The sequence below is a fragment of the Pseudomonas sp. LBUM1648 genome, from assembly GCF_059716145.1.
In genome coordinates this window covers 813,760-829,477 of sequence record NZ_CP166808.1, presented here as the reverse complement: position 1 = coordinate 829,477, position 15,718 = coordinate 813,760, and the positions used below count along the sequence as shown (strand labels likewise).

At 59.5% G+C, this 15,718-nt stretch carries 9 protein-coding genes and 1 rRNA gene; 1 reads left to right on the top strand and 9 read right to left on the bottom strand.

The window, feature by feature from the left end; translation table 11 throughout:
- Positions 1-89: 89 nt before the first annotated feature.
- Positions 90-977 (bottom strand): 3-hydroxyisobutyrate dehydrogenase, encoded by an 888-nt coding sequence (mmsB, locus tag ACA043_RS03555; RefSeq protein ID WP_187681272.1) that lies wholly within the window; start codon positions 975-977, stop codon positions 90-92.
- Positions 978-987: 10 nt separating this feature from the next.
- Positions 988-2,514, bottom strand: coding sequence for a CoA-acylating methylmalonate-semialdehyde dehydrogenase (locus ACA043_RS03550; protein WP_187681271.1), 1,527 nt, complete (start codon positions 2,512-2,514; stop codon positions 988-990).
- Positions 2,515-2,663: 149 nt separating this feature from the next.
- On the opposite strand from ACA043_RS03550, the gene ACA043_RS03545 reads away from it, so the two are divergent.
- Positions 2,664-3,611 (top strand): LysR family transcriptional regulator, encoded by a 948-nt coding sequence (locus ACA043_RS03545; protein WP_489881307.1) that lies wholly within the window; start codon positions 2,664-2,666, stop codon positions 3,609-3,611.
- Here the strand turns inward: ACA043_RS03545 and yfiB are convergent.
- From yfiB to rrf, 7 genes are all read right to left on the bottom strand, one after another.
- Positions 3,608-4,108: an outer membrane lipoprotein YfiB gene (gene yfiB, locus ACA043_RS03540; RefSeq protein WP_187681269.1), complete on the bottom strand. Its 501-nt coding sequence runs from the start codon at positions 4,106-4,108 to the stop codon at positions 3,608-3,610. The genes ACA043_RS03545 and yfiB overlap by 4 nt on opposite strands.
- The gene (gene dgcN / locus ACA043_RS03535; protein WP_489881273.1) at positions 4,108-5,376 is read right to left on the bottom strand and encodes a diguanylate cyclase DgcN/YfiN; all 1,269 of its coding nucleotides are present in this window, start codon (positions 5,374-5,376) and stop codon (positions 4,108-4,110) included. Before dgcN ends, yfiB begins: the two co-directional genes overlap by 1 nt.
- Positions 5,373-5,948: a regulatory sequestration protein YfiR gene (yfiR, locus tag ACA043_RS03530; protein WP_187681267.1), complete on the bottom strand. Its 576-nt coding sequence runs from the start codon at positions 5,946-5,948 to the stop codon at positions 5,373-5,375. The genes dgcN and yfiR overlap by 4 nt, the downstream gene beginning before the upstream one ends.
- Positions 5,949-6,070: 122 nt before the next feature.
- Positions 6,071-8,176 (bottom strand): exodeoxyribonuclease V subunit alpha, encoded by a 2,106-nt coding sequence (recD, locus tag ACA043_RS03525; protein ID WP_497658628.1) that lies wholly within the window; start codon positions 8,174-8,176, stop codon positions 6,071-6,073.
- Positions 8,173-11,862 carry an exodeoxyribonuclease V subunit beta gene (gene recB, locus ACA043_RS03520; protein ID WP_497658627.1) on the bottom strand — a complete coding sequence of 1,230 codons (3,690 nt, stop codon included), beginning with the start codon at positions 11,860-11,862 and terminating at the stop codon, positions 8,173-8,175. The genes recD and recB overlap by 4 nt, the downstream gene beginning before the upstream one ends.
- On the bottom strand, positions 11,859-15,311 hold the full coding sequence (recC, locus tag ACA043_RS03515; protein WP_497658626.1) for an exodeoxyribonuclease V subunit gamma: 3,453 nt from the start codon (positions 15,309-15,311) through the stop codon (positions 11,859-11,861). Before recC ends, recB begins: the two co-directional genes overlap by 4 nt.
- A gap of 155 nt (positions 15,312-15,466) precedes the next feature.
- Positions 15,467-15,582, bottom strand: a 5S ribosomal RNA gene (rrf, locus tag ACA043_RS03510).
- Positions 15,583-15,718 lie beyond the last annotated feature (136 nt).

The window sequence follows — 15,718 nt, the reverse complement described above, 5'->3', positions numbered from 1 at the left end:
AGATCACCCGACGTGATTTCCCGGCAACACCTACTGCATCTGAAGGTTGGACACGGTGGCAAGACGCCTCGCCACCGTTCTACAAATGATTACTGCGGCTTGCGATAGCTGTTGATGATCGCCGAGAAGTCTTTCCCGCCGTCCCCACGCTGGCTCATCGCTTGATACAACTGCTGCGCCACCGCGCCAAGCACCACCGGTTGATGCGCCTGACGTGCCGCTTCCGTGGCCAGGCCCAGATCCTTAAGCATCAACTCCGCACCAAACCCGCCGGTATACCCGCGCGAGGCCGGCGCCGTTTCGACGATGCCCGGCCATGGGTTGTACATTTCCGAACTCCAGCAGCGACCGGTGGAGCTGTTGATGATCCCGGCCAGCACCGAGGTGTCGATCCCCAGTGCATCGCCCAACGCCATGGCTTCACTGACGCCGACCATCGAAATCGCCAGCAGCAGGTTGTTGCAGATCTTGGCGATCTGCCCGGTGCCGACTTCGCCACAATGGACAATGTTGCGGCCCATCTGCGCCAGCACCGGTTGCAGGGTAGCGAACAGCTCCGGGGTGGCGCCGACCATGAAGGTCAGTGTCCCGGCGGTCGCACCACCCGTGCCGCCGGAGACCGGTGCATCGGCCATGGCCACGCCTTGTTTCGCAGCGGCCGCCGCCACATCGCGAGCGGTCTGCGGATCGATGGTGCTGCAATCGACTGCCGGCACGCCTTTGCCGATACCGGCCAAGACACCCTCCTCACCGAGCCAGACGCTGCGCACATGCACGGCGGCCGGGAGCATGGTAATCACCAGTTCGGCGTCCTCGGCAGCCTCGCGGGCCGAAGCGCGGATGGTACCGCCCAGTTGCTCCAGTTCCGCCAGCACGGTTTTGTTCAGGTCGACCAGATTCAGCGAATGGCCGGCCTTGATCAGGTTGCGCGCCATCGGCGCGCCCATGTTACCCAGACCGATAAATGCGATTTTCATGGCACGTTCCTCAGCGCAGGTTGATGGTGGTGTTCACGCCGTCGTTGACGCTGTCGTCATCGAACCAGCGCGCCGTGACCGTTTTGGTCTGCGTGTAGAACTGCACCACTTGCTTGCCGTACGGGCCGAGGTCGCCGAGTTTCGAACCACGGGAACCGGTGAAGCTGAAGAACGGCACGGGTACTGGAATAGGGATGTTGATGCCGACCTGACCGACGTCGATTTCAGTCTGGAATTTACGCGCCGCCGCACCGCTTTGGGTGAACAGGCCAGTGCCGTTGCCGAACGGGTTGGCGTTGACCAGCGCAATGGCCTGGTCGAGGGTGTCGACTTCCAGCACCACCAGCACCGGGCCGAAGATTTCCTGGGTGTAGATCTGCATGTCAGTCGTCACCCCGGAGAATAGGGTCGGGCCGACGAAGTTGCCTTGCTCGTAACCCGGCACGCTGATCTCGCGACCGTCCAGCTCAAGCTTGGCGCCTTCCTTGATGCCGCTTTCGATCAGGTCGAGAATCCGCGCCTTGGCCTTTTTCGAAATCACCGGGCCAACATCAGTGCCCGGCTCGCTGCCGGCGTTGACCTTGAGTTTCTGCGCCAGCGCTTTCAGATCCGGCAGCCATTGTTTCGCCGCACCGACCAGCACCACCACCGAAGTGGCCATGCAGCGTTGCCCGGCAGCACCGAAACCGGCACCGACCAGGGCGTTCAGCGCTTGCTCGCGATTGGCATCCGGCAGAACCACGGCGTGGTTCTTTGCGCCCATCATCGATTGCACGCGTTTGCCGTGCTTGCCAGCCAAGTCGTAGACATGAGTGCCGACAGCGGTCGAACCGACGAACGAAATAGCCTTGATGTCCTTGTGCGTGCACAGGCCATCCACCACATCTTTACCACCGTGAACCACGTTGAGCACGCCAGCCGGAACACCGGCCTCAATCGCAAGCTCTACCAGCAGCATGGTCGACAACGGATCCTGCTCCGAAGGCTTCAATACGAAGGTGTTGCCGCAGGCGATGGCCATCGGGAACATCCACAGCGGAATCATCGCCGGGAAGTTGAACGGTGTGATGCCGGCGCAGACACCGATTGGCTGACGCAGGGTGTAGGTATCAACGCCGCCCGCGACGTTCTCGGCGAACTCGCCCATCTGCAGGCTGCCGATGGAGCAAGCGTGCTCGACCACTTCCAGGCCACGGAAAATATCGCCCTCGGCGTCGGCAATGGTTTTGCCCTGCTCGGCGCTCAGCACCACGGCGATGCGCTTGGAATGCTCGCGGATCAGCGCTTGCAGCTTGAGCATGATGCGCATGCGTGCGCCGATCGGGGTCAGTTTCCAGGTCTGGAAGGCGCGCTGCGCGGCGCTTACGGCGGCGTCGACTTCAGCGGCAGTGGCGAACGGGACTTTGGCCAGCACTTGTTGGGTCGCCGGGTTGACGATGTCGTGCCACTCGGTGGTCTGCGACTCGACCCATTCGCCGTTGATCAGCAGCTTGACCTTCTGGACCGTGGTTTCGTTGGGCGTAAGCGATGCGTTCATGCTGGTCTCCGAAATTTGTTTTTATCGTAGGAGCCAAGGCGAAAGGTTCGCCTTGAGATGAGGCGTGTGTCACGAATTGGTTGTCGGACTGTTTTTGGAGTATAGATGTGCAAACTTCTAATAAGAACGCACATATAAGCCCGTCCATCATGCAAAAAAACATCACCTCTCTAGGTTCGCTGAACTGGGACGACCTCAAGTTTTTCCTCGAAGTCGCCCGCACCCGCAAGGCCAGCACCGCCGCCAAACGGCTGGCCGTCGACTACACCACAGTGTCGCGACGGATCAGTTCGCTGGAAGCGGCGCTGGGTACATTGCTGTTCGAAAAGTCGCGCACCAGCGGCTTCGTCTTGACCACCGAAGGCCAGCGCTTGCTGGGTTATGCCGAGTCGATCGAAAGCACGCTGCATATGGCCTGCGAGCAGGTGTCAGGCTCCGGCGTGGCGCTGTCCGGGCATGTGCGCATGGGCTGCACCGAAGGGTTCGGCAGCTTTTTCATCACACCGCAGTTAAGCCACTTCGTCGACGCTTACCCGGCGATCTCAGTGGACATCCTGCCGCTGCCGCACTTCATAAGCCTGTCCAAGCGCGAGGCCGATATCGTCATTGCCCTTGAGCGCCCGGAGCACGGGCCATACGTGTGCTGCAAACTCTGCGACTACCGGTTGCAGCTGTACGCGACCCAGGACTACCTCGACAAACACCCACCGATCCGCCGCCCGGCGGATTTGAGCAAGCATCAATTCATCAGTTACGTGGATGACTTGGCGTTCAGTTCGGAGCTGCTGTACCTGGCAAACGTGCTGCCCGGCGCCAACGCACATTTGCGCAGCACCAGCGTGATCGCGCAATTCGTCGCGGCGCAGCAAGGGCGCTCACTGGCGATTCTGCCGTGCTTCCTCGCCGCGCAGGATCCGCACCTGCTGCCAGTGCTGCCAGATGAAATCGACATCACCCGGCAGTTCTGGATGTACTGCCGCGAGGACCTGAGGAAGCTCAAGCGGATTACCCTGTTGTGGGATTACATCCGTGAGGTGACCGAGCGCAATCAGGGGCTGTTGATGGGGCAGACCCGCGAGATGCAGTTCGCCGATTAATCGGCGCTGACCACAATCGACACTCGGCGGTTTTCCGTGCGGCCCTCCGGGGTGTCGTTGGAGGCCACGGGTTCGCTGCTGCCCAGACCTTGCAGTTGAATGTTCTCTTGCTTCATGCCGACCGTGCCCAGCACTTTGGCGACACTTTTGGCTCGGCGCAGCGACAGTTGCTGATTGTAGGTTTCCTTGCCCGAGGCATCGGTGTGGCCATCGACCCGCACGCGCTCGATGCCGACGCCCAACAACGCCTTGCCGATACGTTCGACGATCTCGGTGCTCTGGTTGTTCAGGCTTTCGACATCGCTGCCAAACAGCACTTTGCCGGACAGGCCGAACTCCCAGCCCTCGTCGGTCAGCTCAAAGCCTTGTTGTTTGAGCACGGTGACTTGCGCCGGGGTCAGGCCTTTTTGCGGTGCGGTCTGGCAACCGGTCAGGGCCAGTGCGGCCATCAACAGCAAAGCGGAAAAAAATCGAGTAGGAAGTGTGAACACGGGCATCAGCTCCTGGATTGCACGGGATCGACCGGGTGCTCCGACCCGGCCGTGAATTGGGCGCCGCGCGACAAGCGTTTGGCTTGATACATCGCCGCATCTGCAGCATTGAGCAAGCCACCCGGCGTAGCGCCATGATCGGGGTAAACCGCAATGCCGATACTGAGCGACGTCATGACACTAGACTCGTCCGGTAGCACGATGGGCATGTCCATGCTGGCCAGAATCTTGTCGGCGATGCGTTCGGCGTCTTCGACCTTGTGCAGCGGTGTGAGCAAGACGGCGAACTCGTCACCACCCAATCGCGCCACCAGATCTTCCTCGCGCAGTTGCGCGCGCACCCGACTGGCGATCGCCACCAACACCGCGTCACCGGCGGCATGACCGAAATTATCATTGATGCCTTTGAACCGATCACTGTCGAGAAACAGCACCGCCACCCGCTCGTTGAGTTTGCTGGCATTACGCAGCGCGCGAATCAATCGGCCCTCGAAAAAGGCGCGGTTTGGCAGCCCGGTCAGGCTGTCGTGACTGGCTTGGTGGGCAAGTGTTTCATTTTCATTTTGCAGATGGGTTTGCCAGGATTCCAGTTCGTCGAGCAAGGCGTTGAAGTCGTTGCCGAGGTTGTCGAGTTCGGCGATCTTCGCGGGCGGCACGCGACGGTCCAGCGCTCGGTCGCTGCGAGCAGCGTGAGCCACAGCAGCCAGGCTGCGCAGCGGGCCAGTAATGCCGCGCAGTTGCCGACGCGCCAGATAGAGCGCGACCCAGGCACTGATCGCAGTACAGAGGATGATTCCCGCCAGACCGCTGAGCAGAAAGCGCATCAGACTGCCGCCGTGACCGGTGAGCAGGACGCGCCCGATTTCGCGATCCTGGTGCACGATCGGCAGGCTGACCGGTTTCTCCAGAAGGGTGCGGGTGACCTGCATTTCCAGCTCGGAGAACAGACCGTTTTCCGGTCGCTGCCAACGTGCGAGCAACTGGCCCTTAGCATCGAGCACTTGGGCATCGGCCACCTCCTCGGTGGAGGCGATCACCGCCAGTGCTTCAGTTGCAGCAGACTTGTCGTTGAACACTACTGCCGCTTCGACGGTGTAACTGATCGAGCGGGCGATCAGGTGCAAGTTGTGATCGGCGTAAACCCGTAGCGCCAGAACCCCCAGCAGGGTCAACGAGACACTGGCCATAGCCACGGCCACCAGCGCAACAATCAAATGCCCGCGACCGATGACCGAGCCCAGCGTGGGGCGGATTTTGGAACTGAACAGTTTCATGGCGCCGCCGGTTTGCGGCGCGACAACTGCAGCACGCTTGGGTGAATGCGCACACCGCTGCGGGCAACGGAGTCGAGATTGACTTCGAAAGACACCTGATCGTCGCCAACCCGCAGGCAGAACAGACTGCCAACCGTGCACTGATCGTCACTTTCACTGATGCTCAGCACCGGATGGCCAATCAATGAGGTAAACAGGCGACTGCGTTCATCCGCCGTGAGTTTGCCGATGTAAACCGCATCGCATTCGCTGATGATGGCCGGATTATCCGCCAACAGTCGTCGCACGATGACCGCCCGGCCAGTGGCTTGTGTAGTGCCTTTGACCAAGTCGTCGGTGTATTCGGTAGGGCCGACGATGCACAGGCGCAACTGCGCAGGCTCCACCGGCCAACGCGCGTAGCTGAGAATACCAAGCACGACTTTGGTGACAGACTGGGCACGTTGCTCGGCCATGCCCGTCGGCGTTGGCGATTGTGCGACGGCTGCCCCCGTCAACAACCAGAGCAGACCGACAAGCACTGCGTGCTTGCAGCCAACCACGCGATCTGTCGCCCAGACAGCCACCTTCATGCAGGGATTCTCTTGGATCGTAACGAAATGATGCCGCAACGATAGCACAGCGCTGAATCACCAGCGAGACAGCGACTCCTGACTGGCTGGTCAGTAATCGCCGCAAATCGCAGCGTTCATCATCACCGAACCTCAGCGCCCTCTTCCAGTTCCAGCATGAGTCCGCTAAGACGCTTCACCTTGCGCTGCACCGCCTCTTCAAAGACCCCGGCGCGCGGCTCGATCAAGGTGAACCAGTGCTTGGCCCGGGTGATACCGGTGTAGATCAACTCCTTGGTCAGCACGGGATTCAACGCGTCCGGCAGGATCAACGCGGTATGGGCGAACTCCGAGCCCTGGGATTTGTGCACGGTCATGGCGTACACGGTTTCGACGTCGTTGAGCCGACTCGGCAACACGAAGCGCACGCCGCCCTGACCATCGTTACGCGGGAAGGCCACGCGCAACACCGGTTTGCCAGCGTCAGGCCCTTCGCGCTCGGGGAGTTTCAAGGCAATACCGATATCGCCGTTCATCAAACCCAGACCGTAGTCGTTGCGGGTCATCAACACCGGGCGGCCCTCGTACCATTGCTGGTCGCTTTCGATCAGGCGAGCCTTGAGCAGTGCGGCCGTGATGCGCTGGTTCAGACCTTCAACACCCCATGGTCCCTTGCGCACCGCACACAGCAACTGAAAGGTGTCGAACGCCTGCAAGACTTCACGGGCCCAATTGATCCAGTCCGGATGTTCGAGCGGCCTGCCGAGCGGTGGGCGCTGATTGCGCAGCACGCTCAGATAATGCCGATAACCTTGCGGGCCATCACCATGCCCCTCAAGCAGCAGTTGCTCCAGTTTGTGATCGTGCTCGCCTTTGAGCGGCAATGAATACACATCGTTGTAATGCCCCGCCGCCAGTAGCTGGCGCGCCTCATCCGGCAACTGCTGATTGACCCGCCGCGCAAGTTGGCCGATACCACTGCCTTCGCCGAATCGCCGGGAGTGGCGCAACATCACCACTTGTTGCGCAAGCGGATGGGTGTCGTCGACGTCCTCATGCAAACCACTGCCCTGCAAGGTTTCACCGCTGACCGACTCAAGCCACTGCCGCGTCTGAGGGCTATACCAACCGCTTTCGGCGTCGCGGCACAGATCTCCCAGCACCGCTCCGGCCTCTACGGAAGCCAGTTGATCCTTGTCACCCAGCAACACCAATCGCGCATGGGCCGGCAAGGCATCAAGCAGATTGGCCATCATTTCCAGGTCAATCATCGAGGCCTCATCGACCACCAGCACATCCAGTGGCAAGCGATTGCCGGCATGGTGGCGGAAGTGTCGGGTGCCGGGACGGCTACCGAGCAAGCGGTGCACCGTGGTCACGTCGCAGGGGATTTTGGCCCGCACGTCTTCAGCGACTTTCAGCGATTGCACTTGCTGACTGATGGACTCGGTCAACCGTGCCGCCGCTTTGCCAGTCGGCGCCGCCAGACGAATTCGCAACGGATGCCCCGCCTCCACCGCTGGCGCCTGAAGCAATGCCAGCAAACGCACCACCGTGGTGGTTTTGCCGGTGCCCGGGCCGCCAGTGACAATGCTGAAGGCTCCGCGTGTCGCGATGGCGCAGGCGAGTTTCTGCCAGTCGATCACATCGTCGGTTTTGGCCACTCCGAACAATCCGTTCAGCCGTTGCGGTAGATCGATTGGCGTCGCTTCGCCCTGAGAAAGGCGTTGGCGCAATGCCGTATCGATGCGGCGCTCATAGGTCCAATAGCGTCTCAGGTAAAGCCGTTTGCCGGACAACACCAGTGGACGTTGCTGTGCGGAATCACTGCTATCAGCCGACAATGCAACCAACGGGCTGCCTGCCAGCGCTTTGCACCAGTGCGCACCGTCGAGTGCCTCCAGTAATTGCGAAGGCAGCAACAGCACCCCGCCTTGTACATCGCCTTCGGGCGGTAGCGACAGGGCGAAATCCGGCGCTTTGAGGGTTTCGAACAGGTCCAGGCATACATGGCCATGACCGAGTTGATGGCTGGTCAGTGCGGCGGCGAGCAACACCAATGGATCAGTATCGGGGTCTAGCTCGTGAAGAAACGCGACGAATGCTTTGTCCAGCGCACGCAGCCAGCCTCGCTCGACCCACCGGGTGAGCAGCAACAGCAGATCATCGGAGCGCGTCAGTGGCGAGAGTGAAGACAGGCTGTCCGCAGTCAGCGGCGTCGGTAACAGATCGTCGAAGGTGCGGCTCATAGCAAGACTCCCTGTTCCCATGCGGGTTCGGCTTTGGGTTTGGGTTTGCCTTGAAACATCCGGTCAAGACGCTCGATCAGCTCACGCGGCGGACGGGCAAAGTAAACGCCGCGACTGTCCGCGCGAGTACCGCGCAGGAACAGGTACAGCGCGCCACCGACATGCCGGTCGTAATCGTAGTCGGGCAATCGTGCCTTGAGCTGGCGATGCAACGCCAACAGGTACAACACGTATTGCAGGTCGTAGCGGTTTTCGAGGATCGACTGCTCCATGGCCTGTTCGGTGTAGGCCAGGTCATCGGCACCCAGCCAGTTGGATTTGTAGTCGGCCACGTAATAGCGACCGTCGTGCTCGAAGGTCAGGTCGATGAAGCCTTTGAACATGCCATTGAGCTGCACCGGTTCGGCCGCCACCCGCGCCACGCCATTGTGGGTGTACTGGCGCACCAGCTCGTCGAGTTTGAGTACGTCGACTTTATGGCTGGCGAACCAGAATTCCATTTCGACCCGGTACTGTTTCAGTTGCTCAAGAATGACCGGTGCTTGCCCGCCACCAACCAGTAGCGGGGATTTGAGCAAGTGTTGCAGCCAGTCAGTCAGGGTAATTATCCAGCCCTCCCAGCCGCGCAAATTACAACGCCGGGCAATCGCGTCCTCCAATGCCTCACGGGTAACGGCGAAACCATCGTCACCCGCCCACTCCAGCAAACCATGGAGAAACGTTCCCGGATTTGGGCCACGGGGGAAGCGATGGATATCGGCACCACCGGCAATGATTTCTCGCGGAGCATCGGGGTCGAGACGTTCGTCATCGAACAGTTTCTGGGCCTGAGGACTGTCCGGCGCTTCATCACTGCCGACACTCAATACGTCGCTGATGCGCAATGCGCTGTATGACGCGATCCACCAGTTTTCGCTGGCCTTGCGTTTGGGTAACAGAGTGGCACTGAGGACCGAGTCATTGCGCGGTGGCTGGTAATGCTCGTCGGTGGGTTGCGGCATTTCACCCATGCTGATGGCCGTGCAGTCTTGTTGCAGATCTTGCAGCCAACGACTCAGTCCGATGGACTCCTTCAAGGAGTCGCCACCACCCAGCAAGTAACCCAGCGCAGAAAGATTCAGAACGGAGCTATTGTTGTTGCCCCGTTTGAGATCCGTCACCCCGAGCCAGCAAGCATGTTGCGCCCGGGTCAGGGCGACGTAGAGCAAGCGTAAATCCTCGGCCAGACGCTCATCGTCCGCTTGCGCAATCAGCTCGGGGGTTGGCTTCAAGCTCACTTGAGCCTTGCCCGAAGCGTCGTGGTAATGCAGCGGCAATCGGCTACCGTCCACCGGTTTTGCCGAGCAGATGAAGGGCAAAAACACCAACGGATATTCGAGGCCTTTCGACTTGTGGATGGTCACGACTTTGACCAGTTGTTCGTCGCTTTCCAGGCGCAGAATCTGCTCTTCGCCGGCCTGACCGGACAACGCCAGAAGCTCGGCCAGATGACGGATCAACGCTTGCTCACCATCCAGTTCGGCGGCGGCTTGCTGCATCAGTTCCGACAGATGCAAAAGGTTGGTCAGCACACGCTCACCATCGCTACGTGCGATCAAGTTCTGCGGCAAGTGGAAGTCATGCAGCAGGCGCCGCAACATCGGCAGTACGCCTTGCTTGCGCCAAAGCTCGCGATAGCCCCGGAACTGCATGACGCGAGTTTCCCAGACCAGCTCATCCTGGTTCAGGCGTTCGAGCTCTGCCAACGGCAGGTTCAGGGTGATACAGGCCAGTGCCGCTTTCAGGGAACGTTCGACATCAGGCTCGGCGCAGGCCTTGAGCCAGGACAACAAGTCGTGAGCTTCCTGAGCCGCGAAAACCGAATCCTTGTCGGACAGATAAACGCTGCGCACACCGCGGTTGGCGAGTTCCCCGCGAACAGCCTGGGCCTCTTTTCCGTCACGTACGAGGATCGCAATGTCGGACGGTCGCAGGCCTCTGAAGGATTTGCCATCCTGAATGAACCCTGCGCTACCGGTTTGCCCGCCATTGAGCAGAGCGGTGATTTCGCTCGCGCAGGAAGCTGCCAACTGTTGACGGTAGACCGCGCCTGACAGGGGTTGATCGGTGGACAAGTGCCAGACATTCAGCGCCGCGACGTCCTGTCCGGCGATCTGCAGTTTTTCTTTACGACCCTGAGATTCCACCGGTTGAAACGGTACAGGGTTTTCACCACTTTTTTCCCGGAACAAAAACGCACCGCGTCCCTGCTCTCGGGACTCAGCGCGCTCGAATAGATGGTTGACCGCTGTCACCATGCCATGGCTGGAACGGAAGTTGGTGCCCAGCGTATGCAGACGACCGGTAGTGGCTTGGCGAGCGCGTAAATAGGTGTAGATGTCTGCGCCACGAAAAGCGTAAATCGCCTGCTTGGGATCGCCGATCAGAAACAGACCAGTATCGGGATTGTTTTCTTCGATGCGGTAGATGCTTTCGAAGATTCGGTATTGCACCGGGTCGGTGTCCTGAAACTCGTCGATCAGCGCGACCGGGAATTGCTCGCGGATCAGCGTTGCGAGACGTTCGCCGCCCTCCGATTGCAGCGCCGCATCCAGGCGCAGCAGCATGTCGTCGAAGCCCATCTCGGCGCGGCGACGTTTCTCTTCTTCGAAGCGCGCCCCTACCCATTTGGCGGCGTGCTGCAACACCGCCGCATCGGGGGTTGGCAAAGAATCGAGGCTAGACTTTAGCCCCGGCATCGCGTCGAGTCCCGGATGACTCGGGGCTTGGCCTTTCCAGGCTTCGGCCATCCCGTCGGGCGTCAGTCGCGTGAATCCGGTGCCAATGTCCAGTTGCTCCAATGACTCGTCTTCGGCCCAGGTCCTGAGCTTTTCGAACCACGGTTCAAAGTACCGTGCTTGCATCTTGCGACCGTCGACGGTTTTACTGGCAACGCCCTGATGACAGATCGCGAGCAACTCATCGGCCCATTGCCGCCATGGCATTTTCAGTTCGATCAAAGCTGCGCGGCGCTCTTGCAAGCACTCTTCGATCAACTCTGCCGGAGCTTTGCCTTCATCGCTGTCGCGCTCACTGGCGAACAAACCGCGCACCCGAGGTAACAACGCCGCAGGCCCACCCCAATTGCTGCGAACCCAATTCAAGGCGTCACCTTGCATCGGGTAACAGAACAGGCGCCAGTAGTCGCGCAGCACTTCGCCGAGCAAATCGCTGTGGTCGGTTTCCAGGGATTGGGTGAACAAGCTGCCGCTATCGAAAGCATGCTCGCGCAGCATGCGCTGACACCAACTGTGAATGGTGGAGACGGCTGCTTCGTCCATCCATTGCGCAGCGATATCCAGACGATTGGCGCAACCGGGCCATTGCTGAGGGTCGAATTGATCGCGTAGTTCGGCGATCAGTGCATCAGGGGCTGGCGTTTCGTCACGGAAGAATCGCGCGGCCTCGGCAAGGCGTGTGCGAATCCGCTCACGCAGTTCTTTGGTCGCTGCATCGGTGAACGTCACCACTAGAATCTGAGGCGGCAACAGTTCGCGGGCGAAGCCGTTTGACTCGCCACCATGGCCAAGGATCAGCCGCAGGTAGAGCGCAGAAATAGTGAAGGTTTTGCCAGTGCCGGCACTGGCTTCGATCAACTGGCTGCCCCGCAGAGGGAATGCCAGCGCAAGCGGTGTCTTCGTGCTCATGAGCGCGCCCCTTCACTGGGCAATGACTGCCAGGGCGCTTCAAACAGAGGACGATACAAGGCGTCGCACCAACCTGAAAAGGTCTCGTCCGAGAGTAATGCAACGAAGTCGGTGAATTGTCGGGACAGTGCAGGACTTTCGCGGCGCTCGCCTTCACTGGTCTGTCCATCGCCTTCGTAGGTTTTACGGGCAGCGGCCTCGGCCTTGACTGGGTCGGTCTGGGACAGCCAGGCAAAAGCGGTCTTCACTGCGATCGGCAGAGGCTGGCGCATGCCCGCTTGCCAGGCGAGTAGAAGATCCCCGAGGAAACGAATGGCTCTCCCCTGCTCCATGGGTTCAAGCAGCAACGTGTCGTCACTGGCCACCAACGCCGTGGTCAGCGAGAGACCGCTGGCGCAGGCCGCAAGGTGATTGACCCAGGGCTTTGTGAGTCGATGCCATTTGCGGCTTTTGATCGAGCCGATGCTGTTGGGAATGGTCGTGACCGACAACAGACCTCCGTCAGCGCGCTGATGCAAAGCCGAGAGCCAGCCTTCAAGACGCACGCCCTGCAACTCGAGGCTGATCGGGGTCGCACTGGTCAACGGCGTCGGCCACAGGGTCAGGAGTTGCTGATAGCGTTGCAGCAGGTCGGGTAACGGTTCGATCAGCTCCCGTTGAAGGCACTCGCCAAACCCTGCCATTGGCAATAACCCACTGTTTTGCAGACGTCGGGCCTGGGCTTCCAGTGCCTGATCAACATTGTCCGGTTGCCTGAGCGCCGCTTCGAGCAAGCTGTCGCTGAGCGTATATCGTTGCAGAGCGTCCAGTACAAAAGGCTCTTCATCGGCCTGCGGCGCTTGCGCGGCTTCAAAGTACACTTTGAGTCTCTGAGTGAAAAAGTGCCGAACCGGGTTACGCAAGAAGTCCTGCAACAGGGTGAGACTCAATGGCTCCTCCTGGACGTGGGGCGCGAGCAATTCCGCCTCGTTTTGTTTCTCGTGGCTTTGATGCAAAACCTGCCATTCGCTGGCATAGCTGAACAACTGATCGCCTTCGTGGAAATAGCGCGCACTGAAGGGCTGCAGCGGGTGTTCTTCCGTCATGGCGCTTAACAGATCCTGGCTTTCGTCGATTGATCGCCAGCCGCTGGCGAGATGATCGCGTAACTGGCCGATCAGCACCGAAGCAGGTCGCTCGCTATTGTCACGAATGCTGCGGCCAACCCAACTGATGTAGAGCTGGTTACGTGCAGACAGGAGGGCTTCGAGCAAAAGATAGCGATCATCCTCGCGCCGTGAACGATCCCCCGGCCGGTAGTCGCTGCCCATCAGATCGAAGTCGAGTGGTGGTTGCGCGCGGGGATAATCGCCATCATTCATCCCCAGCAAACAGACAAGCTTGAATGGAATGGCACGCATGGGCATCAGCGTACAAAAGTTCACCGCGCCGGCAAGAAAGCGCTGAGACAAACGGCCCTGATCCAGTCCGGCGAGCCAGGCTTCACGAACGACGGTAAGCGGAAGATCATCTTCAAGCCCTACAGCCTCACAGGTCTCCAGCCAGGTTTCGCGAAGCTCTTCAAGCTGAGTGAGCAAGTAATCGTCGTGCTCGTTGCTGGCTTTGAAGAACAGCTGCATCAACGCCTGCAAGCGATGCCCCCACTCTTTGGGTTGAGCCGGTTGTGTGAGTTCCTGATGGGCGAGTTCCAGCGCATCGAGCAAAGCTACCAAGGGCCCAATCAACGCGGCATCCAGCCCCCCGATTTCATCGTAGGGCTCGATACCCGCGCAGTCTGTTGAGCTACCGACCGCGTAACCAAGGAGCATTCGACGCAGGCCGAAGTGCCAGCTGTTCTGCTCCAACTCGTCCGGCAAACCTAGCCCGGCACGTTGCTGGGCGTTCATGCCCCAGCGCACACCGGCGCCTTCAATCCAGCGGTGTAGCGTCGGCAAGTCGCGCTCTTCCACTCCAAAACGGGCGCGCAATGCGGGAACGTCAAGCAGGTCGAGGATTTCACTGACGGGGAAACGACTGTCCGGCAGTTTGAGCAAGTGCTCGACCGCAATCAGTAATGGATCACGCCCGCGCTGTCCCTGATCCGCCAAGGTGAATGGGATGAAGCGTGGGTCATAGCGATCAAGTTGACCAAAAACCGCACGGATATGAGGTGCATAGCTGTCGATGTCCGGCACCATCACAATCACGTCGCGAGGGCGTAGATCCGGATTGGCACTGAACCGCGCCAGTAGTTGGTCGTGAAGGATTTCCACCTCGCGTTGAGCGCTGTGGGCAATATGAAAACGGATCGACTTGTCGTGTGCCAGATCCACCGCAGGCCAATGCTCGCGAGTCTCATCGAGTGGGCGCAGTTCCAGGATGTCGTCCTGAAGTTGATTGAGCAGATTATGTGGCTGGGTTTCGCTGAACAGGTCGATGCGTCCGTCGCGAAATGCCGATCGATAGCTGTTGGGATCGTCATAGCTGTCGAGCAGGTTGATGTAATCGCGACCTTGTTTTCCCCATGCCGCAAGGAGAGGGTGAGCATGTTGATGCAGGGTCTCGGGATCAAGTACTACGGGCATACCGCTCTTGCGCGATTGGCGCTTGTACTGGTGACGCAGCAAATCCTTGTCAGCGACGATGTCGGCCCAGTGATGGCGGCATGGGTTATGGACACACAGCAGAACCTGACTGAAACGCGCGAGTCCGGCCAACGCTTCAAGCACTTGGGCCGGCAATGAGGAAATCCCGAAAACGATCACTCGTGAAGGCAGCCCCGCTGGCGCTTCTGCGAGGTTACCGATGCGCTCGATAAAACGCTGATGAACACCGGCGCGGCTCTGAGCCATACCTTGGGCACCCACATCTTCCAACAACGCACGCCAGAGCTCAGCCTGCCAGCAACTGGTGGGCGATAGTGGCTTTACTTCGCCTCTGACGTTACGCAGTTGATGTCGACCTTCAGCCCAATCTTCAAGCCAGTCAGCTCTATACACCTGGTATTGGTCGAACAGATCCGCCAGGCGCTCGGATAATTGATATCGCTTGCGCAGGTCAGTGTCGTGAGTCAGGAAACGTTGCAAAGGTTCGAAATGCGCGCGGTCGATAACCTGAGGTAGCAGCCTCATGAGGCGCCAGGTCAGCGGGGCTTTATCGAGCAGGGATTTGGCCGGAATTTCATCTCGGCCCAAAACCATGCGGTAGAGCTGCCACATGAAACTACCGGGCAATTGCACATCAATCGCCGCAGCGATACCGCAACCCCCAAGGTCGTCTTCTTCAGGGTCCTCGGCCAAGGCCAATTTAAGCCACTGGGCGATGCCGTTACTCTGTACCAGGGCAATTTCATTCTCCAAGGGAGCCAGTGGATAGCGCCGCATGATGCTGACCACCAGGCTGCGCAGTTCGTCCAGGCTATTGCTCTGAACCACCATGAATGCAGCGTTGAGGGACTGGGCGTCCGGCATAAGACTTCCTTGGAGAAAAGTACAAAAGCTAGGTCAGAACCTTAGCATTGTCGGCAGATGATGACAGCCGGACGGCGTCTGTGATTGCTGTACGAACTTTCCTGCGGGCAAAACAAAACCCCAACTGCTTTCGCAATTGGGGTTTCGGAATTTAATCTTGACGATGACCTACTCTCACATGGGGAAACCCCACACTACCATCGGCGATGCATCGTTTCACTGCTGAGTTCGGGATGGGATCAGGTGGTTCCAACGCTCTATGGTCGTCAAGAAATTCGGGTACTGAGTCGTGACCTGTTGGCCTCGCTTCAGCAAATTGGGTATGTGACAGCTTTCGGTGTTTTGTGAACATCGAACTTTCGGTTCGTTTCGTCTTCACACACCGCAACTTGGCCTTTCGACGCAAA